We start from the raw sequence: 25,336 nt of genomic DNA on the forward strand, positions 1-25,336 counted from the left end.
TCTTCCGCTGGCTACTGACAGCGTGCGGTTGGCCGGTGTCAGGCGGCTGTGGGGAGTTCCGTGCGGGTGCGGTGGATGAGGTCGCTGACCTCGGGGCGGGATTTCCACGGGGCGAGTGCGCGGGTGACCTCGTGGAGGTAGCTGTGGGCGCGGCTGGAGTGAACGTTGCTGAGGATGTCGAGCGAGGTGTTCGCGGCGGTGAGCCCCGGTTCGAGGTCGCGGGCCTGGATGTGGCTGGTGGCCAGGACGGCCATGCGGATACCCGTGGCGCGGGTGAAGCGGTCCGCGGGCATGGGGGCGGCCAGTTCGTTCCACGTGAAGGCGCGCTTGGGGTCGTTGAGGTCGCGGTGGACTTCGGTGGCGTCGGTGGCCAGACGGGCGTGGGTCATGTAGGCGAGGTGGGCGGGGTCGTGGGTGCCGGGGCGGATCGAGTCGAGGAGTTCCTGGGTCCGGCCGAGCGCGGCGGTGGCCGCTTTGGTGTTCCCGATGTGGCCGTGTGCGCGGGCTTCGGCCAGTTTGGCGAAGGCCAGGACCCGGGGCGCGGCGTGGCCGCGCCCGCGTTCGTAGGCGCCGTCGGCCATGTCGGCGGCCTGTTCGGGGTGACCGCGGAGGAAGGCCTGGAGGGCCATGGTTGCCATCACGTAGCAGCCGCTCTCCACGTTGCCGGCGGCGCGGGCCAGGCGTAGGGCCTGGACGAAGTGGCGCTGGGCGGTGTCGTGGTGGCCGGTGTCGACAGCGGACCACCCCACCACCCGGGACAGTTCAGCGGCCGCTGCGAACAGCTCGCGCCCGACGGCCTCGCTGTAGGTGCCGGTCAGCAGGGGGGCGTTCAGGCGCAGGCATTCGGTGACGGAACGGGCCTTCCAGTTCCCGCCGCCGCAGCGCGAGTCCCGCAGGCGGGCCTCGTCCGCTGCCTTCCACAGCTCATCGAGGTCGCTGCGGCCGACCCGGCGCCCGCCTTCGTGGGCGATGGGGGCGTCGGTGGGCTTGGCCAGCCAACGGGTGACGGGGGTGGCGAAGGCGCCGATCGCGAAGGTGTGGCCGATGAGCTTGCGGCGGGTGCGGTCCACGGTTCTCCAGTAGGTCGCGGCGACGCGGACGGCGTCGACAGGGTCGCGGGCGAAATCCAACCCCATGTCAGGGTTTCCGCCTGACCTGCTGTACATGCCGATCTCGTCCACGCTCACGGGCCTACCGAGGCGTTCGCCCAGCGCAGCGGCCAAGAATTCTGGAACGCGGCCGCGCGGGATCATTCCGAGATCTCATCTGGCGACGCTGGTGTGCTCGTAGCGCAGCGGTACGCCCACGCTGGCTCCGATCTGGTTGACCTGCGCGGCCAGGGACTTGTGGCTCGCGCCCACCCGCTTGATGAGCCGCCCGAGGTCCTCGTTGGGGTCGCCTGGGCGGTCCTTGGTACGCGTCACCGAGCCTACCTGCTCCAGCCGGTGTCTTCGCGGCGTCGTTGCCGCGGAGGCGGGGTCCGAGCCTAGGACTCGGACGCGCGGCAAGGAACGGGCTGCGCGTTGTTCACCCCCCGAGTTTGCCTCCCGCACCCGCGGTGGCGGCGGTCTTCTGGTGAGCAGACGGCGGCCCGCCGCACCAGGCACTTCACAGCGTGGTGACCGGGGCGCTGTCTGTCCCGTCCACGACTCGAAGCGGGTGACAGATGTACGAAGTCCTCGTTACCGGCGGTGCCGGCTTCATCGGTTCGCACTTCGTGCGCCGGATCCTGCGCCGCGATGACGTGTCCCGGGTGACCGTGCTGGACGCGCTCACCTACGCAGGCCACACCGGGAACCTCGGTGAGGCTTTCCTCGACCCCCGGCTCGCCTTCGTCCACGGCGACATCCTCAACGGCCCCCTTGTGGACGACCTGATGGCCCGGCACACCGCGGTCGTCCACTTCGCCGCCGAGTCCCACGTCGACCGCTCCCTGACCGCCGCCAGCAGCTTCCTGACGACGAACGTGCTGGGCACGCAGACGCTCGCCGACGCGGCCGGCCGCCACGGGATCGAGAAGTTTGTGCACGTCTCGACGGACGAGGTGTACGGATCGCTCGTCGAAGGCTCCGCGGCCGAGGAAGATTCCGTTCGCCCCTGTGTCCCCTAAGCGGCGTCGAAGGCCGCGAGCGACCTGGTGGCGCTCAGCCACTTCCAGACCTACGGCCTGCCCGTCTGCGTGACACGCAGCTCGAACAACTACGGGCCCCACCAGTTCCCCGAGAAGGTCATCCCTTCTTCGTCACCCGTCTTCTCCAAGGCGAGAAGGTGACCCTGCACGAGCAGGGCCAGCACGTGCGGAACTGGCTGCACGTCCAGGACAACTGCGCCGCCATCGAGCTGGTCCTGGACGAGGGGAAGCCGGGCGAGATCTACAACCTGGGTGGCGGCACGGACCTCACCGGCCGCGAGCTGACCGCCAAGCTCCTGGCCCTGTGCGGCGCGGGCAAGGTGCAGGCGGTGGTCGCCGGGATCGAGGCCGACCTGGAGCCGCTGACCGCCATGGCCGCCCGACTGGAGGCCGCCGGCGTGCGCCTGTGGCTCCCGGACGCCTGGTCGGGCCGGGCCTGCACCGACAAGGCCCTCTTCCACGACGTGCTCACCGAACACGGCATCGCGACCCCGCGCACCTGGCGGCCCGAGGACATCGACCAGGTACCCGAGGGTGCCGAGCTGGTCGTCAAGCCCCGCCGCGGCCACGGAGCCCAGAACGTCCACTTCGTTCGCCGCCGGGAGCACGCGCGGGTGCTGTGCGACCTTGTGCCGGAGCCGATCGCGCAGCGGCGGATCTATGGGAGCGAGTTCACCGCGGACTGCCTGGTGGACGACACCGGTCGCCCGTCGGTGATCCTGCGTCGCCGCGACCTGGTCAAGGCAGGCCTTGCCGCGGTGTCCACCACCTTCGAGAACCCGGCCGTCCACGACCTCGTGGTGCGGACCCTGGCCGCCGTCCGAGCCCGGGGCCTGTGCTGCGTCCAAGGATTCGTCCAGGGCGACGGCGCACGATCACCGAGCTGAACGTGCGCGTCGCGGGCGGCTTCCCGCTGACCGAGGCGGCCGGAGCGGACCTCGTCGGCCAGATGGTCAACGGCCTGTTCGGCCTGCCGATCGACCGCACCCGCCTCGCCTACCGGAACGGGGTGTTCCTGACCAACTACATCGAGACCCTGGCCATCGGCGACGCCAGCGGCCTGGACGGCACGGCCACAGCCAAGGGAGAAACGTCATGACCGCACCGACGAGGCCCGACGCCCGCCGCAACGCCAGCCCCTACCTGTACGGGCCGGAAGGCGAAGCCGTCGCCCGGATCCTGGGGGACGGGCAGTACGGACACACCAGCGTCACCGAGGAGTTCGAACGGCGGATCGCCGACTTCCTCGGCATCCCCGACGCCGTAGCCCTCTCCTCAGGCACCGCTGCCCTCCACACCGCCCTGCTCTCCGCCGGGACCGGCCCCGGCGACGAGGTGATCGTGCCCTCCATGACGTTCTGCGCGACGATCCAGGCCATCCTGACCGTCGGCGCCACCCCGCGGTTCATCGACATCGACCCCGCCACCTTGTGCGTGACCGACCAGCTCGCCATGGACACCGTCACCGACACCACGGCCGCGGTCATCCCGGTCCTCTTCGGGGGCAGGCCCGTCGACCTCTCGGCCGTCCAGGAGGAAGTCGATGAGCGAGGCATCGTCGTCATCGAGGACGCGGCCCACGCCTTCGGCTCCCACCACGGTACTCGCCGGGTCGGCGCGAACGGGGCACTGACCTGCTTCTCCTTCGGTCCGATCAAGAACCTGACCTGCGGCCAGGGCGGCATGCTCATCCCCCGCACACCCGAGGAAGCCGACACCATCCGCCGTCTGCGGCTGCTCGGAGTGGTCCAGTCCCAGGGCGAGCGCGCCAACATCACCAGCTACCGCGTGGACGGCTTCGGACTGCGCTACCAGCTCTCCGCCCTCAACGCCGCCATCGGCCTCGTCCAGCTCGACCACTTCACCTACCCGCCCAACCACCTTCAGCCCGCCTTCGCCGCCTGGCGCCGCTGGCTGCCGGCCACCGAGCGGGCAGGTGAGGAGATCCTCAGCCTGCCCTTCCACCAGCCCCTCACCGAGACGGACATCCACCTCGTGGTGACCGCGCTCGGCCAAGCCCTCAAGTCCGCCGGAGGATCGTGATGCGCAAGCTGTTGACCGTCTGCCTGGGCAACTACTGCCGAAGCCCGCTCGCCCAGGTCGCGCTCACCCACCGGGGCGGTGCCGCGGTGACGGTCCGCTCCGCGGGCCTGATCGGCAAATGGCAGGACCAGCCCGCCAACCCTCCATGGTCACCGCAGCCCGGAGCCTGGGCCTCGACCTCACCCACCACCGCGGCAGGCAGATCACCCGGGAAGACCTCGACTGGGCCGATGACGGCCTGGCCATGGACGCCGCCGTCCTCGACACCCTCCACACCGTCTTCGGCGAAGCCCACCACGCAAAACTCCGCCTCTACCTCCCTGGACACGACATCCCGACCCCATGGGCCAGGACCAAGACGCGTTCAACGCCTGCGCCGTGACAATCGCGGCAGGCATCGCGCTCCACACGGCAGAACTCCGCTGCCCCTAACGGCGACCGGTCAACCGGCTGCGGCGGACGAGACCACGTCCACGAGCCTGTCCGCCGCATCCGGCCGACCCAGCACCCGGGCTCGATCCGCCATTGCCTGACGCCGCGCGTGACGCACGGGCGCCGGTTTGCAATAAGGGCAGAAAGGTTCAGCAGCCGTCGTACTTCCAGGCCCCGCCTTCGCGCGCCCACGCCTGGCTGCTCTGGCTGAGCTTCGGCACGGCGTACGTGTACGAGACGTGAGCCCTGTTGCCAGCGATGTCGTCGATCGTGAGCGTGGTGATGCCCTGGGGGCCGTAGGTCTTGGCGGCTGTTGCGACGACGCCGTTGAAGGGTTCTGGGTCGCCGATCTTCGCGGTGCAGCGCTGAGAGAGGGCGGCGTAGACGGCGGGCCCGTCGGGCTTGAAATACGAGGAGGAGTAAGCCCGGACGGCCTTCTCCAGTTCGGCGCGGGCCGGGTCTGCCTTCGGTGCGGTGGAGGATGCGGGCGCTGGCCCGTTGGCGGGAGGCTGCTCGGCAGCGGGCTTGGGGTCGCTGGAGCACCCGGTGAGGGCGAGAAGCCCGGTGGCCGCGGCGAGGGCGAGGGCTGTGCGGGATGCGTGCATCGCGCCATGCTTGCCAGTCTTGCCCGGCCCTCCACTGGACGCGCGGGCCCGTGATTGGACCGTGACGCACGATCCCCCGCACGTGGTAGGGCTCGATGCAAGCCGCTGTTCACCTTCATCAAGGACAAGAAGGCCGGAGATACGAGCGGCGACGGTGTGAAGCACGGCTTCCACATCGCCAAGCCGTAGCCGCGACTCCTTTCTCGCCCGGGGCGCCTGCCCCTCTGAGGAGGCAACAAGCCAACGGCGAGCGGTCAACCGGCTGCGGCGGACAAGACCACGTCCACGAGCCTGTCCGCCGCATCCGGCCGACCCAGCACCCGGGCCCGATCCGCCATCGCCTGCCGCCGCGCGGGGTCTGCGAGGAGCGGACCCACCGCGTCCCGCAGACGATCCGCGCTCACCTCACCCGTGAGAGCGACAGCGGCGCCCGCCTCCTGAAGATGACGGGCATTGTGCGCCTGCTCGTCCCCGGCCGACGTCGCCAGCGGGATGAACACCGCGGGCTTCCCCAACGCGGTCAGCTCGGCGAGCGTGCCGGCACCGCTACGCGACACCACGATGTCAGCGAGCGCCAGGACGTCGGGAAGTTCCGGGCCCACGAACCCCGTCAGGCAGTACCGGCCCCGCAGCGCCGGCGCCAGCGCGGCCGCGGACCCGGCCAGGCCGTCAACGTTGTCCGGACCGCACTGGTGAATCACGTTCGCGCGCTCCAGCAGCCACCCCAGCGCGTCCCGCACCACACCGTTGATCTGCTGAGCGCCCTGCGCTCCGCCAGTGACGTAGACCGTCGGCAGGCGCCGGTCGAAGCCGGTCAGGTTCAGGGCCGAGACGGCCTTCTCCGCGTGCCCGGACAGGACCTCCGGCCGGACCGGGTTGCCGGTCGCCACGGCCCGCTCACGGACCTCGGCGGGCAGCAGCGCCAACGACGACTCCGAGGACACCGCGATCCGCGTGGCCGAACTCGCCAGCTTCCGGTTGGCCAGACCCAGCCGGACCGTCTGCTCGTGCAGCACCAGCGGACGGCGGCACAGCCGTGCGGCCAGACCGGTCGGGACCGCGACGTAGCCACCCGTCGCCAGGACCACATCCGGCGCGAACTCCGACACCAGCGCCCTCGCCTGGGCCACACCGAGCGGGACGCGCGCCATGTCCTTCACGTTCGCCGCCGACAGCGTCTTGAGCGGGTTGGCCGAGCGACGGATCTTCCCCGTGGCGACGGTCTTGAACGCGATGCCCTCCGCCGGAGCGACGCGCGCCTCCAGACCGTCCGGGGTCCCGATCCACAGGACATCCAGCGTGCCGCCTGCCGCCGCGAAGCGGCCCTGCAGGGTGCGGATCGCCGTCAGAGCGGGATAGGTGTGATCGCCGGTCCCTCAGCCCGTCACAAGCAGCCGGAACGAACGCGGGAGCACGGGAGACGAGTTCACCCCAGCACCCTACTTGCTGCACGCTCACCCCGAACCCCACCCGCCACCGGCACCACCTTCACGCAGCACGCGGCGACACGGCATGGTGCACCCGACGGACATCAACGACAGCACATCGTCGATCGTGAACGGGTCGGCCGCTCAGGCGGTCCGGGTGGGCAGGGCGATGACGCCGGCCGCTGAGGCCCGGTCGAGGGCGGTAGTGAGCGAGAGATCGTCATAGCTCGGCACGAGGCTCTGCGCCATCGCGAGCACCTTCCCTGGTGGCCCGCTCGCCGGAATGTACGACCCGCAAGGCGCCGGCAAGGTCCTCTTCGTGATGTTCGCCGCGATGGCGGAGGTCGAACGTGAGTTCATCCACCAGCGGACCCTGATCGGCCTGGACACCGCCGCGGCCAACGGCAAGCACGGCGGCCGCTCGCCGGCCGTCGACGGCGACATGCTCGCCGTCGCCCTGCGCCGCCGCGACGCGAAGGAGTCCATCACCGCCAGCGCCTCGCGCCTCGGCGTCGGGCGCTCCACCCTGTACCGAACCCTTGCCGCGTACGACGAGGCCGCCGCGACCGTCACCGACTCCCGTTAGACGGTGACGGGGTGCACCCTCGCCACTGCCTGATCCCCCCCGACCGTCCGTAGGCGGCCGAAGCCTGAACTGATGGGTCCCGCACCGCTTCCGGTGCGGGACCCATCAGCGTTCTGCCACGCCGTACTCGGCTCTGCTGGCGCCGACCTCGCCCGGCGGGACGGAGGAGCCCGCAGTGAGGCGCACGACACATGTCAACGCGCGGCATCTCAGCTGACGGTGACCACCATGTACGGCTCCCCGATTCCCGGCGGTCGTACCCACGAGCGGGTGGTGAACCTGTGGAGCCGTCCGCAGGTGATCGCGTGGCGCGGCAGGTGGACGCCGAACTCACCGGCCATGGCCTCCAGCAGCAACCGTTCCGCCTGATCGCCCTCCCCTCGGGAGCCGAAGAACCGCTCCGGGTCCAGTGCCCGTGGGACTTCCCCCGTTCGGCGTATCACTCCGCCCGCATAGGTGAAGGCGTACTGCTCGACGCCGTCCTGCGCGACGGAAAGATGGAAGAACGGTTCCCCGTGCCGGGTCCTCAGACCGCTCCACACGACCACCGCGCGGGTGCCCTCGCTGGCGGCCTCGGCTGGGGAGACGAACCGCCGCGGGTCGAAATGCGCTGGGTCGCTGTCGAACGCGAAGCTCCAACGGGTGCCGGCGTGGCCGACCGCCATCAGGGCCTTGTCGTCGTAGGACGAGAACTCCTTCTGTCCACTGAGCAATCGGCGACGGGCTTCGTAGAAGGTCATGGGATCACCCAGCGCTGCCTCGTTCCCGTCCGCGAGACGTCTGGGCAGGTCCTCCGGATGCACGCCTTCGACCAGGACGAACCGGTACGACGCGAGGTTGTCGCCGGTGTCCGGACGCACGAGCCACGCCAGGTTGCCCGGGTCTAGGCCGGCCGTCGGGCTCGGTGCCTCACCCGCCTGCCCGCCCCTGGGGGTGGACAGCAGCTCGCGGCCCCGTTCCGGAGTCAGCAGGGGGCCGAGAAGGGGGTCGGCCACCCACCCCATCGGCGCCAGGTGGTCGGGTCCCAGCGGCTCCCACACCGGCAGGGCGTCCATCAGGGTTCGCCATGCCCCGTCGGTGTCGCCCCACCGCGCCAGCTCCCGTGCCCGTGCGACCGCCTGCCCGAACGGTCCGGCCGCCGTGTACCGGTAGGTGCCGTTGCGTACGTGCTCCAGCATCTCGTAGGCCAGCGACACCACGTCGTCACCGGCTCCCTGGAGGTTGAACTTCAGCGTCGAGTCGTCCCTGTACGAGTGCGCCGCGTGCTCGGCGACCAGGGACGGCAGCAGCTCGGCCGCATACTGCGGATCGGTCACCAAGTCCTTGAAATACACCATGTAGGTCTGTCCGAGGAGGCGGCGAATCTGGTCACCCAGTCCGGCGGCGTACGGTCTGCCGTACTCCTTCGCCTCGTCCAGCGCCTGCCCGGCCCGTTCCCATTGGCCGCGCAATGCCTCCAGCCGGGCCTGCCCCATCAGGGCGTCCAGCTCTCGCGTGGTGTCGTTGGTGAATTCCGGCGCCCCTTCGGCCGGGCGTGCCTGCAGCTGGTGGAACTCTCGGTATCTGTCCCGCATGAACTCGAGGAAGTTCGCGTGCCGCTCGGGGGGCTCGGCCAGCCAGCTCGACCACGTGTACAGGGCCCATTCGCCTTCCTCGTCCACGTCCTCGGGATCCAGAAGGACGTGGGTGGCGTCGGACTCGACGTCGAGCTGGAGCCCGCGCCGCCAGACGTCCACACCCCGCCGCTCGGCGGGTCCGGCGTCGTCGTCCAGGTATTCCTCAAGCATGTCCGCGAGTCCGGACTCGTTGTCGTGCCAGCGCGTGTTCATGGTCCCCGCCAGCAGCCCGATGAACTGACCGGCGTGCTGCCACCCGTCGCTGACCTTGAGGAATTCCCGGTACGACGGGGGCATCCGTCGGCCGAGGCGTTCCTCCATGGCCACGATTTGCTCCTCGGACGCAGACGGGAACCCCAACCACCGGCCACGCCGGGCGGCTTCGTCCTCCTCGCTCAGCGTCTCGTCACCGGGCCGGGAATCCGACCACTCCCCGCTCCATCTGAGCAGGAACGGCCGCCAGTCGAACGCTGTCGTATTCGTCATGCGCCGATGCTGCCACCCGCCGCTGACAGCGCCCTGCGGTGTGACGTTCTCGCGTCCGACGACACCAACGTCTGTCAGCGGGACACACCAGGATCGGCCTGAGCCTCGGCCCCGCCGGGGACTGGGCCGCCGGCGGGGCGAGCTCACCGTGGGCCGCAGCAGCCGGCCCGCATCCAGCACATCCGCGAAGCGCCGGGATGCCGATGCCGCGTTCGGCGGCCCGTTGCACCAGGTCGCGGGGGTGGGAGGCGCCGTAGCGGGCCGAGTAGCCGCTCGCCACGTAGAGGTGAACGCCGTCACGCATGGCCCACCTCCAGCGAAGGAGCGATTTCAGCCGATATGGACGGATCTCCTCTACCTACGGTATCGAACTGAAATCGAACATCGCGAATCCGTCACTCCGAAGTAGGAATGCGATCACCGGTTGTGACTGAGCGTGCTAGTTGGCGGATGAACACTCTGCTTGGCGGAGCATTCTGATTGGCGGGTCCGGCGTCCTCCCCGGCGGGACCGGAGGTGGCCCGTCCCAGGCCCCGGCGGATCGCGGTCTCCACAGGTGAGTACGCGCCGTCGGCCCGCTCCAGTTCATACGGCGCGGCCGGCATCAGCGGCGGCTGGGCCATGAAGCGCGGTCGCACCCCGTGGTGCGGCTGTGCCGCGTGAACCAGGAACGGATGGCACAGGAAGACGTCGCCCGGGGAACCGGTGGCGAGGGCGACCGGCCGGTGGGCGGATGCCGCTACGAGGTCTGGCGCGATGGCAAGGCCGCTCGCGCCCTCCTCCCCGAATGGCTCCAGCACCTTCGGCACGTCGAGGTGGGAGCCGACCCGGATCCGAGTGGGGGCGTCCTCTTCCCCCACCTCGCTGAACAGAAACAGCATCAGCAGGGCCCGGCCGCGTGAGTGGAGATTGGTGAAGGGCCAGGTTTCGCCCTCTACCGCATAACTGCCCTCGATGTGCCAGCCCGCGTCGCCGGGCTCCTCCTCGTGCGGGAAGCGGAGCGGGAAGGTGCCGAGCGAGTAGCGCGGCTCCCAGCGCCCGGCGCCGACCAGCAGGTCGTACGCCCGGTGCAGGGCCGGGGAGTTGGGCGCGGCGGCGAACGGTCCCTGTGCCATCCCGCCGACCCAGTGCACGGGCTGCGTCCACGTCTCCGGGTCGTCCGGGTCGCAGCCCGTCTCCCGCCACAGCAGCCGCGCGCAGCTCGCGGCCACGCGGGGCGCGACGACGCCCTCCAGCTTGACGAAGCCGTCGCGGAGGAAGCGGGATACCAAGGTCGTGTCGTCCATGCCTCCATCGTGCGGCGCCGCCCGTCCCGATCACCCGACACTTGCCGCACCGCCTTTCTCGGGTGCGGTGTGCAGGACCGCGCCTGATTGAATCAGTGGTCGGGATCTTGGAGGCAAGCGTGCTGGAGCGGCTCAATCAGGCCATGGAGCACATCGAGCGGCAGCTCGACGGCTCCGTCGATGTAGGAGAGCTGGCGCGGGTCGCGGCCACCTCGGAGTACCACCTGCGGCGGATGTTCTCGGCGCTCGCAGGGATGCCGCTGTCGGAGTACATCAGGCGCCGACGGCTGACTGTCGCGGGCGCGGAGGTGCTGGGCGGTGAGCGGACGCTGCTGGAGATCGCGGTCCGGTACGGATACGGCTCGGGAGAGGCATTCGCGCGGGCGTTCCGCGCCGTGCACGGCGTCGGTCCTGGCGAGGCTCGGCGCACCGGCGCGGCGCTCAGCTCCCACCCTCGGATGACCTTCCGTCTCATCGTCGACGGGAGCAGCAGCATGCGCTACCGCGTCGTGCACAAGCCGGGGTTCAGCGTCGTCGGGGCGAAGGCCCGGGTGCCGCTCGTGCACTCGGGGCCGAACCAGGCGATCATCGATTTCGTCCGCGGAATCGGCGATCAGCCAAGGGAGCTGCTGGAGAAGCTGTCCGACCAAGAGCCGCACGGCATCCTCGCGGTCTGCGACGACCTCGATCCCGGCCGGGCGGAGGGCACCGACCTCGACTACTACCACGGGGTCGTCACTTCGGCGTCCCCGCCGGAGGGCATGGCCACGCTGCCCGTGCCGGCCGGGACATGGGCGGTCTTCACCACCTCGGGGCCGGCGCCGGAGGCGATTCAGGCGCTGTGGCGGGATGTGTTCACCGAGTGGTTCCCGTCCAACCCGTACCGGAGCCGCCCCGGGCCGGAAATCCTTCGTATGCGGATGTCGGCGGACGGCAGCGAGGCGGATGCCGAGCTGTGGCTGCCAGTGGAACGGGAGGCCGATTGATTCTCGATCCCTCCCTGGCCGCGTTCCCCGGCGCCAGCGTGCTGGTTTCAGCGAGTAGGACGACGGCCGTCCAGCTCGCCAACCAGAACGCTCGGCTCCGCCAAGTAGCGCTCATCCGCCAACTGGGGCGCTCCTTACCTTGTTGGCGGGTTGATTCCGGTCCTTCGTACGATCGGGAGACCCGGGGGCCTGGGTGTGGCTTTGGAGCGCTCATGCCGTGGTTGTGGCTTTGACTGATTGGCCGCCCAGTGCCCCGCGACGACACGGCCACTCATTGGGATGAGCGAACAGAGATCGCTTCGTAAGGACACGTCGGCGTGGTCGTCTGCAGGGACCAGTCAACCGATCGACGAGGGAGGCTCGGGCGCCCGAGCTCTGGGCGGGGACGGATGCCGGCAAGGCCGCGCATCACTGCACGGTGATGGACACAGACGGGACGAAGGTGCTCTCGCGCCGGGTGCCGAACACTGAGCCTGAGCTCCTGGAGCTGATAGGCGACGTCCTCGCACTGGCCGAGGACAGCCCGGTGACCTGGGCTGTCGACCTGAACGCCGGCGGGGGCGCACTTCTGATCGCTCTGCTGACTGGCCATGGCCAGCGGCTGCTTTACATTCCCGGCCGAACCGTCCACCACGCTTCCCGTGGCTACCGCGGTGACGGCAAGACGGATGCGAAGGACGCCTACGTCATCGCCGACCAGGCACGGATGCGCCGGGACCTGCAGCCCTTGCAGGAGTGGGACGAGATCGCGGTGGACCGGAAGATCCTCACCGGCCGGCGCTACGATCGCCGCAGACCGAACCCGCGCCATCAACCGAATGCGGGCCCAGCTACTGGAGTACTTCCCCGCCCTGGAACGGACCTTCGACTACGCCGCCTCCAAAGCCGCACACGTCCTCCTGACCGGCTACCAGACCCCGGCCGGCCTACGCCGGGTCGGCCCGAGCAGACTCGCCACCTGGCTGAAGAACCGCAAAGTCCGTGGCGCCCAGGCCATGGCCGAAGCAGCCGTCGCCGCGGCGCAAGCCCAGCACACCGCCGTGGCCGGGGTGCCAGGTCGTCCGACCCTGCTGGTGACACCTACCGTGCTTCGGCTCAGGCGGGCCGCCGAACATGCTCTGGGGGCGGCCCGCCCCCTGTTCCGGACCACGATTGCGAGGCCGATGATGACCACGCCCTGGCCGCCCCGGCGCCCCGCCCGCCGTCAGCTCCCCCCGCGCGTCGCCGCGCCCCGCGAGCCGGTCGACCCGGCCCGCATCGGCCGCTGCGTCGGACGGCGCCGGGCGAAGGGCATGGACACCAGCGCCGTCGCGGTGGCCCTCCAGGACGCGTGGTTCGACGCGCGGCAGGCATCCCGGTACGAGGACCCGGCCGACGATGTCCGCGGCCCGGCGGAACTCGCGGGGTGGGCGCGCATCGCCCAGCTGCTCGCCGCCACCGGGCCGGGCACCATCTACGACCCGGACGTCGACGACATCGTCCGGGCCGAGCTCGCCGCCGACGCGCTGGAGGCCGAGCTGCGCGAAGCCGTCCGAATCGCGGCCCGCGCCAACCACCTCCAGGTCCTGCGCGACCTCGGCCCCTGGGCCAGGTCGGCCCGGCCGAAGGCGGCGAAGCCGTACGGGACGAGCTCACCCGGCGCGCGGGCGGGTGCGTCCAGGCGGACGTCGATACCTGGCTGGCCTACGCCCTGGCCGCGCACTGGTTGGCGGTGCGGTGCGGGCCCGGGCGACGTTGTGATCACCGTAGGTGCCCGTACCGCGGCCGGCCGCTTCCTCCTTCCGGGCCTGGCGGCAGGCCACATTCCGGTTTCCGTGCGCACAACGGGGCATGCGCGACGTAGAAGCCCGCCGGGTGGAAGGAGGAACACATGAGTACCGCCGTCCTGGATCATCCCCTGTCCCGTATGAGTCGGCCTGCCGCGTCAGCACGGGATGCCCCCCGTGCCTTCCTGGCCAGCGCCGCCCACCTGCGGCCCCCCGCCAAGGCGGGGAGCCTGGACGACGTGCTCCTGGTGGTGGCCGAGCTCGTCGCCAACGCGGTCCGGTACACCGACGGCCCGTCTGCCCTGCACCTGGAACTGCTGGACGACTCCGTCGACGTCTGCGTCACCGACCAAAGTCCCAGGCTTCCCCAGCTCCGGACCCCTGGGATGGACGGGACCGGAGGGTGGGGATGGTTCGTGATCAAGCGACTCGCCACCCGCATCCACATCAAGCCGATGCCGGAAGGCGGAAAGACCATCTGCGCGGCCCTCCCTTGGTAGCTCCCCCGCTGGCGCATCGCCACTGCACGAAGTGGCGGCTCACTGCGACGAAGGCCGGGGAGATCTGACCCGGTGACACGACGGCATAGCGCGCGCCCCTCCAAGGAACCCGCACCTGAGAGCTCTGCAAGAAGGGTCACGAAATCATGACGCACACCGCTCTGGCCGCCGTCGCGAACGAAGCAAAGGCATGGTTCGACAGCTACGTCGAGACGTTCGTCGGACTGGCAGCAAAGGGGAGCACCGATACCGCGCCGCTCCTCGATTACTTCTCGGTGCCGATCAGCATGACCACGGGGACGGCCCACAACGTTTTCACCTCCGCCGAGGCGCTCTCTCAGGGACTCGCACACGAGCTGCGCGCACTGCGTGACGCCGATTACGGGGGCAGCAAGGCCCTCGACCCGGTCGTGCGCGTACTCAACGAGCGGGCCGCGCAAATCGAGGTGACCTGGGCGCGCCAGGACAGCCAGGGGCGGGAGTTCCAGCGTGTCCGTGTGCTCTACCTGGCCGCCCGGACCGAGGCGGGATGGCGGACGGTTGCCTCCGTGATCCTGGCCAGCTGACGAAGCACATTGCCCGCGCGGTCGCCCGCAGTGCGCTCGCCAGTCAGCGAGGCGACAGGACCCGGCCACAAGATCGCCAACGTGGCAGTACCTGCTGATCAGGGTTGTATCCTCCTCTTCGCCTGCCGCAGGTCCTCAACGTTCTCCGAGTCGCGCATGGGGGTGCACGAAATCAGGCGGAGCCCGATCTGACACCGGAATTCCCAGGTGAGGCGGAACCAGTACGCGTGACCCCGGCGGCCCAAGATCGTTGGCAGCGCATGAACAACACCAAGCGCGTACTTACCGCCCTCGCCCTCGCAGCGGCCGCACTGTCCTTCGCCTCTGGCGCGCACGCCGCTTCGAAGCCGTCCGACGGCCTGCTCGATCTCAATGGAGGCCCCGGCGTGGCTGACCGGAACACTCTCGGCTCCACCGTGGATGATCTTCTCGGAACCAACCACGCGCCGGGCACCACGGCCCCTGGCTCGCTTGGCAACGACGTGGACAGGCTGCTCGGAGTCATCAGCAGGCCGTGACGTGATCTATCTGGTGCTGAGCGACATGTGAGTTGCAGTGAAGGCGCCCCGGCTGGCTTCGGCAGACGCCGGCCGCGGCGCGGGAGTGACGTCGCCGCAGTCGTGGCCGGGCTACGGGAGCTCGGCATCGATCGGACCTGTTGCCCCCGCCGTCCGGCCTGAGCCAGATCGTACGACGCCCCCGGGCCGCTGTGGTGGCGGCTGGTGTCGGGATCGGCGAGGTCTCGCGCTGGCACCGGGTGTGTTCCGACGAGCTGTGGCTGTGGCACAGGGGCGGACCGCCGACGATCCGGCTCGGCGGGAGCGGGCATGCCCCCGAAGAAGGGGCCGCTTCGCTCCTTGGGCCTGGTGTCGAGTATGGAGAACAGCCGCAGTTTCTGGTGCCGGCCGACGTCTGGCAGAGCGCGGTGCCGGCCGGCGTCGAGCCGGTCCTGGTGTCGTGCGTCGTCGCTCCGGGCTTCGACTTCGACGATTTCGAGATGCTGTGAACCGGCGTGCTGCCCGTCGCGACCCGGGCCACCAGGGTTCGAAGCCGGCCTGGGGCGCCTGCACCCGTCGGCCAGACGTGAGGGACGGGCTCGCACGCCCAGTCGCCCATTCCGTCCCGCACCGCGGGACGATTACCGCTGGACTACGGTGAGGAGCTCGGTATCGCTCCGTCGCTGCCCCTTCGCCAGCAGGCGTTCGGTGAGCGTCAGATCGAGGGTGCAAAGTTCACTGGCTGCGGCCAGGCTGGGCGTGAGGGGCCGTGCCGAAGTTAGACCACTGCGGCAGCATCGCCTGCTGCACGGCCCGGCAGCCGATTCAGCTCCGGGCCGGCAGCAGGTCCGACGCTTCCCGGATCAGCGGCTCAGCCCTCCGCCATGACCTCGTCGGCCTGCATACCCTTCTGGCCCTGCACCGCGACGAAGGTCACTGGCTGGCCTTCCTTGAGACTCTTGAAACCGTTCCCCTGGATCGCCCTGAAGTGCACGAAGAGGTCGGGACCGCTTTCGGGGGTGATGAAGCCGAACCCCTTCTCGTCGTTGAACCACTTCACGGTGCCGGACTGCCGCTCCGCCATATTCACTCCCTTGAATCACGTGCTCTGGTCAGACGTGCAGGACGCCCGACGAGCTGATCATCCCCGATGGCGGGACGAAAGTTGCGGAGTTAAAAGCGTCTGGCTGGTGGACGTCGGGCCGCTCAAGCGTGCCTACCCGGGCCTTCCCATGAAGGTGGGCACGCGGTTGTTGATCACGCGACGAGCATGAGTTTCACGGTGTGGTGTCGGTGTCCGTAGGCGTTGGGGCTGCGGTGGCCGTTGGCGGCATGCTGGCGGCGGGTGTCGGCATCGCCGTAGTCGTGGGCGCCGTGGAGAGTCTCGCGTTTGAGCGATGCGTGGAAGCTTTCGCAGGCCGCGTTGTCGGCGCTGGTGCCGACAACGCCCATCAACCGGGTGACCCCGAGCTGGTCGCGGCGGCGAACGCGCAGTTTCCCCCAGGCCTGGTCCTGGAAGTCCGGGCCGCCCAAGTCGCCGAACACCCTGACCCGCCTGCAGCCCCCGTGCCACAGCTGGCCCGCGCCATCGCCACGGACAACCCACGCCGGCCCGCTCTGACCCGCGCCGCCCGCCACCCTCGTATCAGGAGGCGTTCGCGGAGCTCGCGCGAACGCACCGCGGCCGGCCCGCCGCCGAGGTCGCCTGCTCCCACAGGTCCGCCCGGGAGAACCCGAGAAGCGCCCGATCCGCGGCACGTTCCAGCCACGGCCAGGGGAGCCGTACGTGTTGCGTGTCCCGTCACCTGATCTGTTGCTCCGGCGATGAGCAGGGCGCCTTTGAGGAGGGCGGGCAGGGACCGGCGGCGGGGGGCCCGCCGCCGGTAGTGACCATCAGCAGTGGGGGCGCTGCGCTCCGGGGAGCGTGGGTCACCACCTTCGGGTGGTGACCGCGACTTTACATGTCCGGGGCCGGCCAACACACACCCGTAGGAGTGATTGCCGCCCTCGCGTACGTGTAGGCGGCTTGTGCGGTGCACTCGCAACTCGTTTCGGAACGAGGGTTATCGACAGCCAACGGGATCTTTCGGCATGTTTCCCCGATTATCAGGCCGCGCCGGACGCTGTCCAGCAGGGACAGGACCGTTCGGCCGTACTCGGTAGCGGAGGTCTTCGAGGAGTGGGTCGGCACTGCGACTCGGTGGTTCGGCCGTTGGGTGGCCGAACCGGAGACGGCGCAGTCCCTCGCGTACTCAACGGTCATGATGCTGGAGGGGGCCTTCATGCTCAGCCGGGCGGCCCGTAGTCCGGAACCCCTTCGGGTGGCCGGCCGATCGATGGCCACGTTGTTGCGCACAGCCATCACTCAGGCCGGCGAGGCCTGATTTCGAACAACGGAGGGGACAGCCCGCGCGAGGCCTTGAACCTGGACTCTGAACGAATTGCAGTCCCCATTGCCGCCGAGAACCCCAGAAGCCCCACCGAATACCTTCGGTGGGGCTTCGTCGGCCGGTACTAAACTACTAGTTGTCGCCCATGGTGTTGATGTAGTGGGTCAGGTCCTTCAGATTGTCGATCAGCGGCTTCCACGTCTTCTTGGCCCGCTTGACGTAGTTGCTCTTGCCCATGTACCAGGCATCCGCGAACGGCGGCACGTTCCCGTGAATCGTGATCTCCATCTTCCCGCTCCGCTTCCGGGTGAAATAGAAGGAGATGAAGCCCGGGTAGTCAGGGTGCCCCCAACGGGTGTTGAAGCGGAAGCCGTTGGAGGAAATGCTCTTGACCACGACTGGGAAGGCGATCTTCACGCCCAGGATCTTGACCCACAGGTCCATCTTCTGGCCCGGCTTCTTCAGCTTGCTGGCGTGCCCACCGATCGGGAACACCCAGTTGAAGTTGTCCCGGAACTTCTTGAAGTATCGCTTCGCCGACATGTGCGGGTTGCCAACGGTGTACTTCAGCCAGTAGTCCCACGTGCCGGCCGTGTCCGTGCAGTTGACCGGATCGGCCGAGCAATAGCCGTAGGCGCTGGCTCCGCCGCCTTGGACCGGATCGTCCTGGAGGAAGGTGCCGGTCGCCGGGTCGTACAGGCGCGCGCCCATCAGAACGTGTCCGTTGGGCGTGTCGGACTGCCGTGCCGCGGTGCCCAGCCAGCCGTACCGGGCGGCCGGGGTGCCGAGCCGCTGCCCGTACTCGTCGAAGCGCTGCACGACCGGGTCCTTGGTCGTGTCCAGCGGCAGCTGGATGCCGATGTCCCCGTGCACGTTCGAGAGCTGGAGGACGGTGTCGCCGGTGGCGCCGGTCACCGCGCTCATCCCGCTGGCCAGATCCGCGACCATGCGGGTGACCACGCTGGTGCCGCCCGTGGTGCGGGTGCTCCAGCTGGGGCTGTCACCGTCGCCGCCGTAGTGGCTGACGGTGACCGAATCGGTCGTCCAGACGCCGTCGGCGCCCTTGGACTGCGTGGTCGTGGTGGCCTGGCGGCCGGCCGCGTCCAGCGCGTAACTCTGCCGTGCGGAGGCCGTGGCGGTCTCGCGCACCGCGTCACTTGCGAAGTAGCCGACCGTGCTGCCGTCGGCGGCAGCGGTACGGCGGCCGAAGGCGTCGTGCACCGTCTTCTGCGTCGTCGTCCCGGTGGTCGACGACAGCAGCCGGCCGGCGCTGTCGTAGGCGTACCCGGTCGCGGCGGTCGTGGTGGTGCCGGTCGTGCCGCACGCGGCGTCGGTGAGGGATTCCTCAAGGTTGGTGCGGTTGGCGCGGGCGCCGTCGAAGGCGTAGACCCGGACGGTGCATGCACTGCCGTTGTCGTCCTGGGCCCGGGTGAGGCGGCCCTGCGCGTCGTAGCCGTACTGGCTGGTGACGGTGGAGCCGTCGGTCTGCGCGTGGGCCGCGATCTGGCCGAAGACGGTCCTTTCCGCGGTGTCCGCGAGGACGGTCGTGCCCTGCGCATTGGTGTAGAGGCGGGAGGTCTCCGCTCCGGTCGAGTCGTATCCCAGGGTCAGCTTGTATCCGCCGGGCAGGGATTCGGAGACCAGGCGGCCGTCCGCGTCGTACTGTCCGGTGAAGGATCCCGCCACCGAGTCGGTGATCGACGTGAGCACGCCGCGCGGGTCCACGGTGGTGTCGTACGCGTAGCTCGCGCTGGAGGGCGCGGAGTTGCTGACCTTCACCGGACGGCCCAAGGCGTCGTACTGCGTCGCGGTGGTGTTGCCCGCGCCGTCCTCGTAGCTGATTTCCCGGCCGAGTCGGTCGATGGACGACCGGATGGTCGCGCCGCCCGAGGTGACGCTGGTGGACAGCCCGTCGGCTGCATACGCGACGGCCGTGTCCGGCACCGCGTTGCCGAGGCCGCCGGTGACGGAGCTGCCCGTGGGGCGGCCCACCGTGTCGTACGAGGTGGTGGTGGTGCGAGTGACGCCGTTGGCGGTCTCCTTGACCACCGCGGCCTGGCCCCAGCGGCCGTAGGTGAAGGACTTCGTCACCAGCTCGGCCGTCTGCGCGTCACCTCCGGTGACGGTGCCGCCCGGTGCGCTGGTGCACACCAGGCCCGCCCACTCCGGGTGTCCGGCGCAGGCGCCGGTGGTTCCCCAGTAGGTGGTGATGGTGGTCCCGGGCCCAGCCGCGTCGGACTCGGGGGCGGTGGCCTTGATCTGACGGCCGGCGGCGTCGTAGCCGACCGTCGTCGTGAGCGCCTTGCCCTGCGGGTCGCGGATCTCCTTCAGTACCAGGCCGGTGTTCCAGTCGTAGACGGTGGCGACGGTCTCGGTGTCGGCGTCGGCCGGGAAGCCCGGGATGCGGGCGCCGGTGGTCTCACCGGTCTGCAGGTCCGACACCGGGGAACCGGCGGGCCGGCCCTCGTCGTAGCTCGAGACGCTGTGCAACTGGGCCAGGACCGCGGTGCCCGCTGCCAGGCCGGTCCCGGCGCCCGCGGCGGCGGAGCGCAGGGTCACCGTCTGCAGGGGGCCGGTGCTCTCCCGTTCGAGCGAGGAGCCGCTCGCGGCATTGGCGTAGACCGTGGTCTCGGACAGCAGCAGTGCCGCCTGGGCGGTGCCCTCGGCGGGGGTGGCGGCGGTCGCCCGCACCTTGGCCAGCTCGGCCGCCAGCAGTGGGTCCGAGGTGGCGGCCCTGCCGAGCGCGACGTCCCGGTTGGCGGCGGTCAGCGCGCGGACCTGGTTGCCCTCCTCGTCGAACTCGCTCACGGATATCTGGCCGCCGGGGGCCGCCGTGTTCACCGTGTTGAAGTCGGCGTCGAGGTAGGTGACCGTGGCCCGCCGGTAGCCCGTCGCGGCGAGGTCGGAGCCCTTGCCGGAGGCGGGCACCTGGTCGGCCGGGAAGACGGCGGTCGCGGTCACCGGCAGGTCTGTCTGCCCCCAGGTGGCCGCGGTCGCCGCGTCCAGTTGGTAGGGGGCCGCGGCGCCGGACACCGGCACGTCGTACACCAGGGAGGTGGTGGCCGTCCCGTTGGTCTCGGTCGCGCTGCCGGGCACCAGGGTCGGCCGGGACACCTTCAGCAGCTTGCCCGCCGGGGTGTTGCCGGCCGCGGTGCTGTAGCCGAAGGTCCACGGCAGCTGGCCCGCCGGCGTGTACGTGGCGACGCGCTTGGCCGCATCGTAGGTGTAGGCCGTTTTCTGCGCGGGGGAGACCCGGGGGTCCCAGGCCTCGCGCAGCAGGCCCTGGGCGTCGTAGGCGTACTGGCCGACCACGGTCGCGGTCGCCGCACCGGCACCCGGGTCCGTGGCCCACACCTTCAGCTGCCTGACCTGGTCCTTGACGTCGCCGAGCGTGGTGCCGGCGGCGCTCGTCGCCGTGGCGTACTCGAACTCGAGGACGCGGCAGCCGGCCGTGGAGGGGCGGGCGGCGCAGGTGGAGTTGTCCTGGTCCACCGCCTTGTTGGGGGAGATCACGTACTTGGGCCGGGCCACCGTGCGGGTCCCGACCGTGACCGGCTCGGAGACCAGCGTCGTGGTGGAGTCCTCCGTCAGCTCCCGGCTGGTGCTCAGCGTCCACGTGTCCGCCCCGGCGACCCGGGTGAACGCGGAAACGGTTCCGCTGCCGGTATGGGTGAGCGACAGGGTGGTGTCCGCCAGCGCGCCCGTCAGCGTCAGCTGGGTGTCGCCGGAAGCGGCCCTCCACTTGCCGTCGCTGCCGAGGGTGAAGGCGACCGAGCTGCCGTCGGCGTTCATCAGTGACACCGAAGTGGCACTGGTCCGGCGGACCTTGGTGTATTCGACGCCGGTCGTCGCGGTGACCGAGGAGACCCAGTCCGGCCCGAAGATCGGGGCCTGTCCCTCGCTGTCGGCGTCGACGGCTCGCGAGGAGTACGTCCGCGACACGGAGGCCTCGAAGACCGACGCGTCGTCCTCGGACATCGAGAAGTCACCCGTGAGCAGGTTCACCGAACCCGGGCCCACGTTCTCCTGCGCCGCGGCGGCGCCCGCCCGGTCCAGGGTGACCGAGACGGCGGAACTGGCCGCGGTGGCGCCGCCGCCGTCGGTGAAGGAGGTCCGCAGCTCCACGGCGCCGTCCTCGTCGAGGGTGTCGGCCATGTGCCACACGAGCTTGGCGGAGGTCCCGCCGGTCACCGGCACCGGCCAGGAGGCCACGGCCGCGCCGCTGCCCGCCTGGACGACGTCGGAGACGGGGACGTCGTGCCAGGCGTCCGCGGAGCCGCGCCGGTACTGCCAGCGCGCCCCGGTGAACGAAGGGGCGCCCGAAGCCGACAGCGGTACGTCGGCCAGGGTCCAGGAGCCGTCGCGCGGCGCGAGCACACCGAGGCCGCTGTCGCCGACGCCGAAGGAATAGGCCTTCTCCGCCGACAGGTTGCCCGCCGAGTCGACGGCGCGGACGCGCAGCGTGTGGCTGCCGTTGCCGGGGGCGATGGAGATGGTCTGCGGGTCGCCGCCGGTGCCGTCGGTGGTGTCCAGGGCCCGCTGGGACAGCGTCGGCGAGTCGAGGCTCCACTGGTAGCCGGCGCCGTCGGTGCTCGTCGTGTCGAGCGTGCAGGTGGCGCTGCCGGAGACCTTCGCGGTCCACGCGCCCGCGGGGTACGCAGGGCAGCTGACGCTCGGCGCGGCGGGCAGGCCGCTGTTGACGGCGAAGGCGGAGTAGTCCGACCACGCGCCGTACTCGGTGCCGTCGTAGCCGCGCACGCGGTAGCGCAGGTAACTGCCGACGGGGAAGGCGTTGGCCAGCGGGACGGTGAGCGTCGCGATGGAACCCGACGCCACCGATCCGGTGGTGCCCGTGTAGGTGTAGGCGGTGCCGGTGTGGCCCGGGTCGGCGGTGATCTCGAACTGCGCCTTCACGTTCGAGCCGTCCGCGTCGGTGACCTTCGCGGACAGCGAGGGCGTCAGCGAGGTGACGTAGCGACGGCCGTTGTAGGCGTTGACCGTCATCGGGGCGATCGCCGCGCCGCTGGTCGTGGCGTACGAGTTGTACGTGACGGTCAGGTGCGGTTCCGCGGAGTTGTCGCCCGAGACGTAGTTGGCGGACCGGAAGCGCCGCCACGTCGTGGAGTCGGTCTCGCTGGCTCCGAGCAGCTGGAGACCGTAGTTGGGCGAGCCGTCGGCCCAGGCCTGCACGATCGCGTCGATGTCGAAGTTGACCGTGCCCGCCGGGCAGGAGGAGTCGTAGCCCAGCGCGGCCTTGTTCGTTACTGCGCCCGTGGTGGTGGTGCTGGGCTGGGCGCCCCAGGTGATGGCGGAGGAGGACCAGTCGGAGGTGATCCGGCGTGCTTGGGTGCCCGCACCGGTCGTGGCGCAGGTCGAGGAGTAATACGAGTACAGGGCCAGGTTGGTGTCCGTGATGTGCTTGCCCTTGAACTTCGCCACGTCGAACTTCAGGTACGAACGGGCCTTGTCGGCCCCGCCGTTGTACGTGCCCGTTTTCAGCTCGGGCGAGGAGACCTGGGAGTCGGGGTAGTCGGGGGTCTGCACCCAGGTGTCGGTGGTGGCCGCGAGGGTGGACGTCGGGTCGACCGTGACCGGGTAGACGAGGCCCTTCTTCTGGAAGAAGGAGGCGTCGGGGGTGAGCACGATGGTCTGCGAACCGTCGGCCGCGGACTCGATGCGGGTGTCCACGCGGGCCCGGTGCTTGGTCTCGCCGGAGGCCTTGTCCTTGCTGGAGTCCCACATCATGGGCGCGGGCGCCTCGGCGACGAGGGCGCCGTCGGTGCCCTTGAGCAGCAGGTGCCCGGAATCGGCCTGGGTGACGGTGAGGCCCTCCAGGTGCAGCGGGATCCGGTACGAGACGGGCGCGGTGGGTGCCCGGTCGAGGATCACGTTCTGTGAGAAGCCGTCCGCAAGCGCGGTGACCTCGAGGCGTTCGCCGGCCCCGAGCCGGTAGCTGGCGGTGTCACCCTTGACCGTCGGTGCGGGCAGATCCTTCTGCCACCCCATGCCGAAGGCGTGCTTGCCCCGCTTCACGGAGGCCAGCTGCCGGTCGCCGCCGTCCGAGAGGGCGATGGCGGCGGAGGCCTTGCGGGGCTGCAGCGAGGGACCCGTGTCGGCGAGGGAGGTGTTGATGTCCTTCCAGACGTCCCCCTCCTTCACGCGTATCGGAGCCGCGTAGACGGAGCTCTGGAAACTGCCGTTGGGCAGTGCGTACGTGGTGGAGTCGGCCGCTCGGGCCGACAGCACCTCGATGGTGCGGTTCTGGAGCCGGGCCTTGAGGAGGGCGGAAGCCTCGTCCTCGGCGGTCGCCGGGCCGAGCGCGGATACCGCCGCCGGGCTCGGCGGGGGCGTGGCCGCGAGCGCGGCCCCCTGCGCGGTGAGCGTGAGCGAGAGAGCTCCGGCCAGGACGGCCACCCCCCGTCCCCTGGCGCCGGATATTCGGCCGGGCGGTCCGAAGCGGCCGCCCGTCATTCGATGGGTCACTGGTTCTCCTTCAGCTGATCTCCGAATGAAGATCAGCTGAGAACTCTCGCAGTGGCCCCGGGGAGGAGTGGCGAGGGGGTCGCCCGCGGAAGTAAAAACCGGATGCGCACCCCGATGTGCTCGTGCCTATGCGGTCTTATCTCCGCTTTGGGCGCACCCCCGAGCCGCGGCGCGGCGGCATGACAGTGTTGAAAGAGTCAAAAGCGATCTTGACCATCTCTTGACCAACGTCGGCGGGGCTCCGGGGCCTTGGCACTCGCGTCCGGGCGGGAGGCGGCCTGCGGGGCGGCGTCTCGACCCAGCTGCTCGGCCCGTGCGACGACGATGCCCGCGGGCTCCGCGGAGGCAGAGCAGGTAACCGTCCTGGAACCGGGCGCTCTCACCGAGCACTTCGGCGCCGTAGGGGGCAGTGGCGACGCACATGACCCTCTCGGCCGTCGTATGACGCGGTCCGAGCGCATCCGCCCCAGGATCTCGACGGGCAGTCCGTCGAGAAGGTAGGCCATGCGTGGGGCGTCGTAACCGCGTCGAAGACGACCAGGATGGCCGGATCGCCCTCGCAACGACGGCAAGGCGCAGAACAGTTACGCGCGCATCCACGACCCGTCGCTGCTCCTGCAGCCGTGGCCGGAAGGGGGGCCCGTGCGCGTGTGCCGCGCACGGCCCCCCCGGACCGTGTGGCCTTGTCCACTTCTAGGGGGGACGGAGGGCCTGTCCGGGGGGTGGGCTGGGGAAGCCGATGGCGTGATGGCTATCAGGCGGATTCCTGCCCGATCGCGCGGAGGAGATCGGCAAGCCAGACCAGTTGGTGGCCTATGGCCCCGTCCGGGTCGGCGAGTAGGTCTTCAAGGTGCTGCCATGACTCGGAGAGCTGCCGATTGTGATCGTTCTCGGTTCGTTGGGGACGTCGTAGAGTTCGTCGCCCGGAACAGGCCAGAAGTAGTCGCGTTCGAGCGCCACTGTGCTGCCAGCTGACGCTTCGATGTGTTGCAGTGCCAGGTCGAAGACGTGCCGGAGCTGATCAAGCGGTATTGGCTGAGCCCCTACGCCGCCGGCCGGCCCTGCGGGGCATGTGGCTGGCACTGCTGGCCCGGGAGCTTGACTCGTTGCGTCAGGTCGCGGCCGGCGCGTCGAAGGGGGGCGTGGAGTCGTTCGCCCCCTGTGTACCGAGGGGCGTCCCGCGGGCGGGGCATCGCGTACCTGCCCTGGACCGGCACCGACATGGTCACCGCCAGCTGCGGCGGCCGGGACGACGGTCATGGCGGACGGCGCCTACCTCGGCACCGGACTGATCGTCCCGCACCGCAGACGAGCCGGACGCCCTCTCCTGCGAGGTCAGGAGGAGGACAGCCCCGAACACCGCAGGGTCCTAGCTGTATTGATCACGAGCGTTGTTGACACTCGGTAGGTCTTGAACATGACGAAGACCTCCGGTGTGGTCGGAGCTGTCTAGGAACCCATTGCACGACGGAGGTCTTCGTGTCCCACCGTAACGCCCGCCTGACCGTCTTCGGTAGGCGCCTGCTGGTCGAACGT

The 25,336-nt window shown here is 70.1% G+C and carries 20 protein-coding genes and 4 pseudogenes; 14 read left to right on the forward strand and 10 right to left on the reverse strand.

Translation table 11 applies throughout. The annotated features are described in order from the left end of the window. Positions 1–38: 38 nt before the first annotated feature. Both ABZY31_RS24250 and ABZY31_RS24255 read right to left on the reverse strand, forming a co-directional pair. Positions 39–1,136 (reverse strand): sporulation protein, encoded by a 1,098-nt coding sequence (locus ABZY31_RS24250; RefSeq protein ID WP_356413612.1) that lies wholly within the window; start codon positions 1,134–1,136, stop codon positions 39–41. 126 nt (positions 1,137–1,262) lie between these two features. Next, positions 1,263–1,424: a hypothetical protein gene (locus tag ABZY31_RS24255; RefSeq protein ID WP_356413614.1), complete on the reverse strand. Its 162-nt coding sequence runs from the start codon at positions 1,422–1,424 to the stop codon at positions 1,263–1,265. A gap of 242 nt (positions 1,425–1,666) precedes the next feature. Here ABZY31_RS24255 and ABZY31_RS24260 point away from each other — a divergent pair. From ABZY31_RS24260 to ABZY31_RS24280, 5 genes and pseudogenes are all read left to right on the forward strand, one after another. Beyond that, a pseudogene (locus tag ABZY31_RS24260) lies at positions 1,667–2,448 on the forward strand (NAD-dependent epimerase/dehydratase family protein); the annotation flags it as partial. 54 nt (positions 2,449–2,502) lie between these two features. Continuing rightward, positions 2,503–3,018 carry an ATP-grasp domain-containing protein gene (locus ABZY31_RS24265; protein ID WP_356413654.1) on the forward strand — a complete coding sequence of 172 codons (516 nt, stop codon included), beginning with the start codon at positions 2,503–2,505 and terminating at the stop codon, positions 3,016–3,018. A gap of 2 nt (positions 3,019–3,020) precedes the next feature. After that, a complete protein-coding gene (locus ABZY31_RS24270) occupies positions 3,021–3,230 on the forward strand; it encodes a hypothetical protein (protein ID WP_356413616.1) in 210 nt (69 codons plus the stop codon). Continuing rightward, positions 3,227–4,174: an aminotransferase class I/II-fold pyridoxal phosphate-dependent enzyme gene (locus ABZY31_RS24275; protein ID WP_356413617.1), complete on the forward strand. Its 948-nt coding sequence runs from the start codon at positions 3,227–3,229 to the stop codon at positions 4,172–4,174. The genes ABZY31_RS24270 and ABZY31_RS24275 overlap by 4 nt, the downstream gene beginning before the upstream one ends. A 145-nt stretch (positions 4,175–4,319) precedes the next feature. After that, the gene (locus tag ABZY31_RS24280) at positions 4,320–4,556 is read left to right on the forward strand and encodes a hypothetical protein (protein ID WP_356413619.1); all 237 of its coding nucleotides are present in this window, start codon (positions 4,320–4,322) and stop codon (positions 4,554–4,556) included. A 199-nt stretch (positions 4,557–4,755) separates the two neighbouring features. On the opposite strand, the gene ABZY31_RS24285 is transcribed toward ABZY31_RS24280, so the two are convergent. Then, complete coding sequence (locus ABZY31_RS24285) at positions 4,756–5,211, reverse strand: hypothetical protein (RefSeq protein ID WP_356413620.1); 456 nt, start codon at positions 5,209–5,211, stop codon at positions 4,756–4,758. Between the two features lie 54 nt (positions 5,212–5,265). On the opposite strand from ABZY31_RS24285, the gene ABZY31_RS24290 reads away from it, so the two are divergent. After that, positions 5,266–5,400 (forward strand): hypothetical protein, encoded by a 135-nt coding sequence (locus tag ABZY31_RS24290; RefSeq protein ID WP_356413622.1) that lies wholly within the window; start codon positions 5,266–5,268, stop codon positions 5,398–5,400. 65 nt (positions 5,401–5,465) lie between these two features. On the opposite strand, the gene ABZY31_RS24295 is transcribed toward ABZY31_RS24290, so the two are convergent. Continuing rightward, a complete protein-coding gene (locus tag ABZY31_RS24295; protein WP_356413657.1) occupies positions 5,466–6,560 on the reverse strand; it encodes a UDP-N-acetylglucosamine--N-acetylmuramyl-(pentapeptide) pyrophosphoryl-undecaprenol N-acetylglucosamine transferase in 1,095 nt (364 codons plus the stop codon). A 361-nt stretch (positions 6,561–6,921) separates the two neighbouring features. On the opposite strand from ABZY31_RS24295, the gene ABZY31_RS24300 reads away from it, so the two are divergent. Beyond that, positions 6,922–7,224: a recombinase family protein gene (locus ABZY31_RS24300; RefSeq protein ID WP_356413624.1), complete on the forward strand. Its 303-nt coding sequence runs from the start codon at positions 6,922–6,924 to the stop codon at positions 7,222–7,224. 209 nt (positions 7,225–7,433) lie between these two features. Here ABZY31_RS24300 and ABZY31_RS24305 read toward each other — a convergent pair whose 3' ends face one another. Together ABZY31_RS24305 and ABZY31_RS24310 are read right to left on the reverse strand one after the other, a co-directional pair. After that, on the reverse strand, positions 7,434–9,326 hold the full coding sequence (locus ABZY31_RS24305; RefSeq protein WP_356413627.1) for an SMI1/KNR4 family protein: 1,893 nt from the start codon (positions 9,324–9,326) through the stop codon (positions 7,434–7,436). A gap of 395 nt (positions 9,327–9,721) precedes the next feature. Next, on the reverse strand, positions 9,722–10,612 hold the full coding sequence (locus tag ABZY31_RS24310) for a phytanoyl-CoA dioxygenase family protein (protein ID WP_356413629.1): 891 nt from the start codon (positions 10,610–10,612) through the stop codon (positions 9,722–9,724). Between the two features lie 119 nt (positions 10,613–10,731). Between ABZY31_RS24310 and ABZY31_RS24315 the strand changes: the two genes are divergently transcribed. The 6 genes and pseudogenes from ABZY31_RS24315 to ABZY31_RS24340 all read left to right on the forward strand — a co-directional run bounded on the left by ABZY31_RS24315 (position 10,732) and on the right by ABZY31_RS24340 (position 15,436). Next, positions 10,732–11,598: an AraC family transcriptional regulator gene (locus ABZY31_RS24315; RefSeq protein WP_356413631.1), complete on the forward strand. Its 867-nt coding sequence runs from the start codon at positions 10,732–10,734 to the stop codon at positions 11,596–11,598. 421 nt (positions 11,599–12,019) lie between these two features. Further along, a pseudogene (locus tag ABZY31_RS24320) lies at positions 12,020–12,647 on the forward strand (IS110 family transposase); the annotation flags it as partial. Positions 12,648–13,468: 821 nt separating this feature from the next. Next, a complete protein-coding gene (locus tag ABZY31_RS24325; RefSeq protein ID WP_356413634.1) occupies positions 13,469–13,864 on the forward strand; it encodes an ATP-binding protein in 396 nt (131 codons plus the stop codon). Between the two features lie 146 nt (positions 13,865–14,010). Continuing rightward, positions 14,011–14,430, forward strand: coding sequence for a hypothetical protein (locus ABZY31_RS24330; protein WP_356413636.1), 420 nt, complete (start codon positions 14,011–14,013; stop codon positions 14,428–14,430). 260 nt (positions 14,431–14,690) lie between these two features. Beyond that, positions 14,691–14,948, forward strand: a complete 258-nt coding sequence (locus ABZY31_RS24335) for a hypothetical protein (RefSeq protein WP_356413639.1) — start codon at positions 14,691–14,693, stop codon at positions 14,946–14,948. 194 nt (positions 14,949–15,142) lie between these two features. After that, positions 15,143–15,436 carry a cupin domain-containing protein gene (locus ABZY31_RS24340; protein ID WP_356413642.1) on the forward strand — a complete coding sequence of 98 codons (294 nt, stop codon included), beginning with the start codon at positions 15,143–15,145 and terminating at the stop codon, positions 15,434–15,436. A 362-nt stretch (positions 15,437–15,798) separates the two neighbouring features. Here the strand turns inward: ABZY31_RS24340 and ABZY31_RS24345 are convergent, their stop codons facing one another. From ABZY31_RS24345 to ABZY31_RS24360, 4 genes and pseudogenes are all read right to left on the reverse strand, one after another. Then, positions 15,799–16,011 (reverse strand): cold-shock protein, encoded by a 213-nt coding sequence (locus ABZY31_RS24345; RefSeq protein WP_356413645.1) that lies wholly within the window; start codon positions 16,009–16,011, stop codon positions 15,799–15,801. 173 nt (positions 16,012–16,184) lie between these two features. Continuing rightward, positions 16,185–16,472 carry a hypothetical protein gene (locus ABZY31_RS24350; RefSeq protein WP_356413666.1) on the reverse strand — a complete coding sequence of 96 codons (288 nt, stop codon included), beginning with the start codon at positions 16,470–16,472 and terminating at the stop codon, positions 16,185–16,187. Positions 16,473–17,449: 977 nt separating this feature from the next. Beyond that, complete coding sequence (locus tag ABZY31_RS24355) at positions 17,450–23,800, reverse strand: DNRLRE domain-containing protein (protein ID WP_356413648.1); 6,351 nt, start codon at positions 23,798–23,800, stop codon at positions 17,450–17,452. A gap of 431 nt (positions 23,801–24,231) precedes the next feature. Further along, positions 24,232–24,356, reverse strand: a pseudogene (locus tag ABZY31_RS24360) (transposase); the annotation flags it as partial. Between the two features lie 684 nt (positions 24,357–25,040). Here ABZY31_RS24360 and ABZY31_RS24365 point away from each other — a divergent pair. Then, a pseudogene (locus ABZY31_RS24365) lies at positions 25,041–25,175 on the forward strand (IS5/IS1182 family transposase); the annotation flags it as partial. Between the last annotated feature and the right edge of the window lie 161 nt (positions 25,176–25,336).

This window comes from Streptomyces sp. NPDC006529, assembly GCF_040611795.1.
Classification (GTDB): Bacteria; Actinomycetota; Actinomycetes; order Streptomycetales; family Streptomycetaceae; genus Streptomyces.

Excerpts from the sequence above, each read along its gene's own strand:
- ABZY31_RS24250 (WP_356413612.1), bottom strand. The coding sequence starts at position 1,136 with ATGGGGTTGGATTTCGCCCGCGACCCTGTCGACGCCGTCCGCGTCGCC.
- ABZY31_RS24265 (WP_356413654.1), top strand. The coding sequence starts at position 2,503 with ATGGCCGCCCGACTGGAGGCCGCCGGCGTGCGCCTGTGGCTCCCGGAC.
- ABZY31_RS24275 (WP_356413617.1), top strand. The coding sequence starts at position 3,227 with ATGACCGCACCGACGAGGCCCGACGCCCGCCGCAACGCCAGCCCCTAC.
- ABZY31_RS24280 (WP_356413619.1), top strand. The coding sequence starts at position 4,320 with ATGGTCACCGCAGCCCGGAGCCTGGGCCTCGACCTCACCCACCACCGC.
- ABZY31_RS24285 (WP_356413620.1), bottom strand. The coding sequence starts at position 5,211 with ATGCACGCATCCCGCACAGCCCTCGCCCTCGCCGCGGCCACCGGGCTT.
- ABZY31_RS24300 (WP_356413624.1), top strand. The coding sequence starts at position 6,922 with ATGTACGACCCGCAAGGCGCCGGCAAGGTCCTCTTCGTGATGTTCGCC.
- ABZY31_RS24305 (WP_356413627.1), bottom strand. The coding sequence starts at position 9,326 with ATGACGAATACGACAGCGTTCGACTGGCGGCCGTTCCTGCTCAGATGG.
- ABZY31_RS24310 (WP_356413629.1), bottom strand. The coding sequence starts at position 10,612 with ATGGACGACACGACCTTGGTATCCCGCTTCCTCCGCGACGGCTTCGTC.
- ABZY31_RS24325 (WP_356413634.1), top strand. The coding sequence starts at position 13,469 with ATGAGTACCGCCGTCCTGGATCATCCCCTGTCCCGTATGAGTCGGCCT.
- ABZY31_RS24330 (WP_356413636.1), top strand. The coding sequence starts at position 14,011 with ATGACGCACACCGCTCTGGCCGCCGTCGCGAACGAAGCAAAGGCATGG.
- ABZY31_RS24335 (WP_356413639.1), top strand. The coding sequence starts at position 14,691 with ATGAACAACACCAAGCGCGTACTTACCGCCCTCGCCCTCGCAGCGGCC.
- ABZY31_RS24345 (WP_356413645.1), bottom strand. The coding sequence starts at position 16,011 with ATGGCGGAGCGGCAGTCCGGCACCGTGAAGTGGTTCAACGACGAGAAG.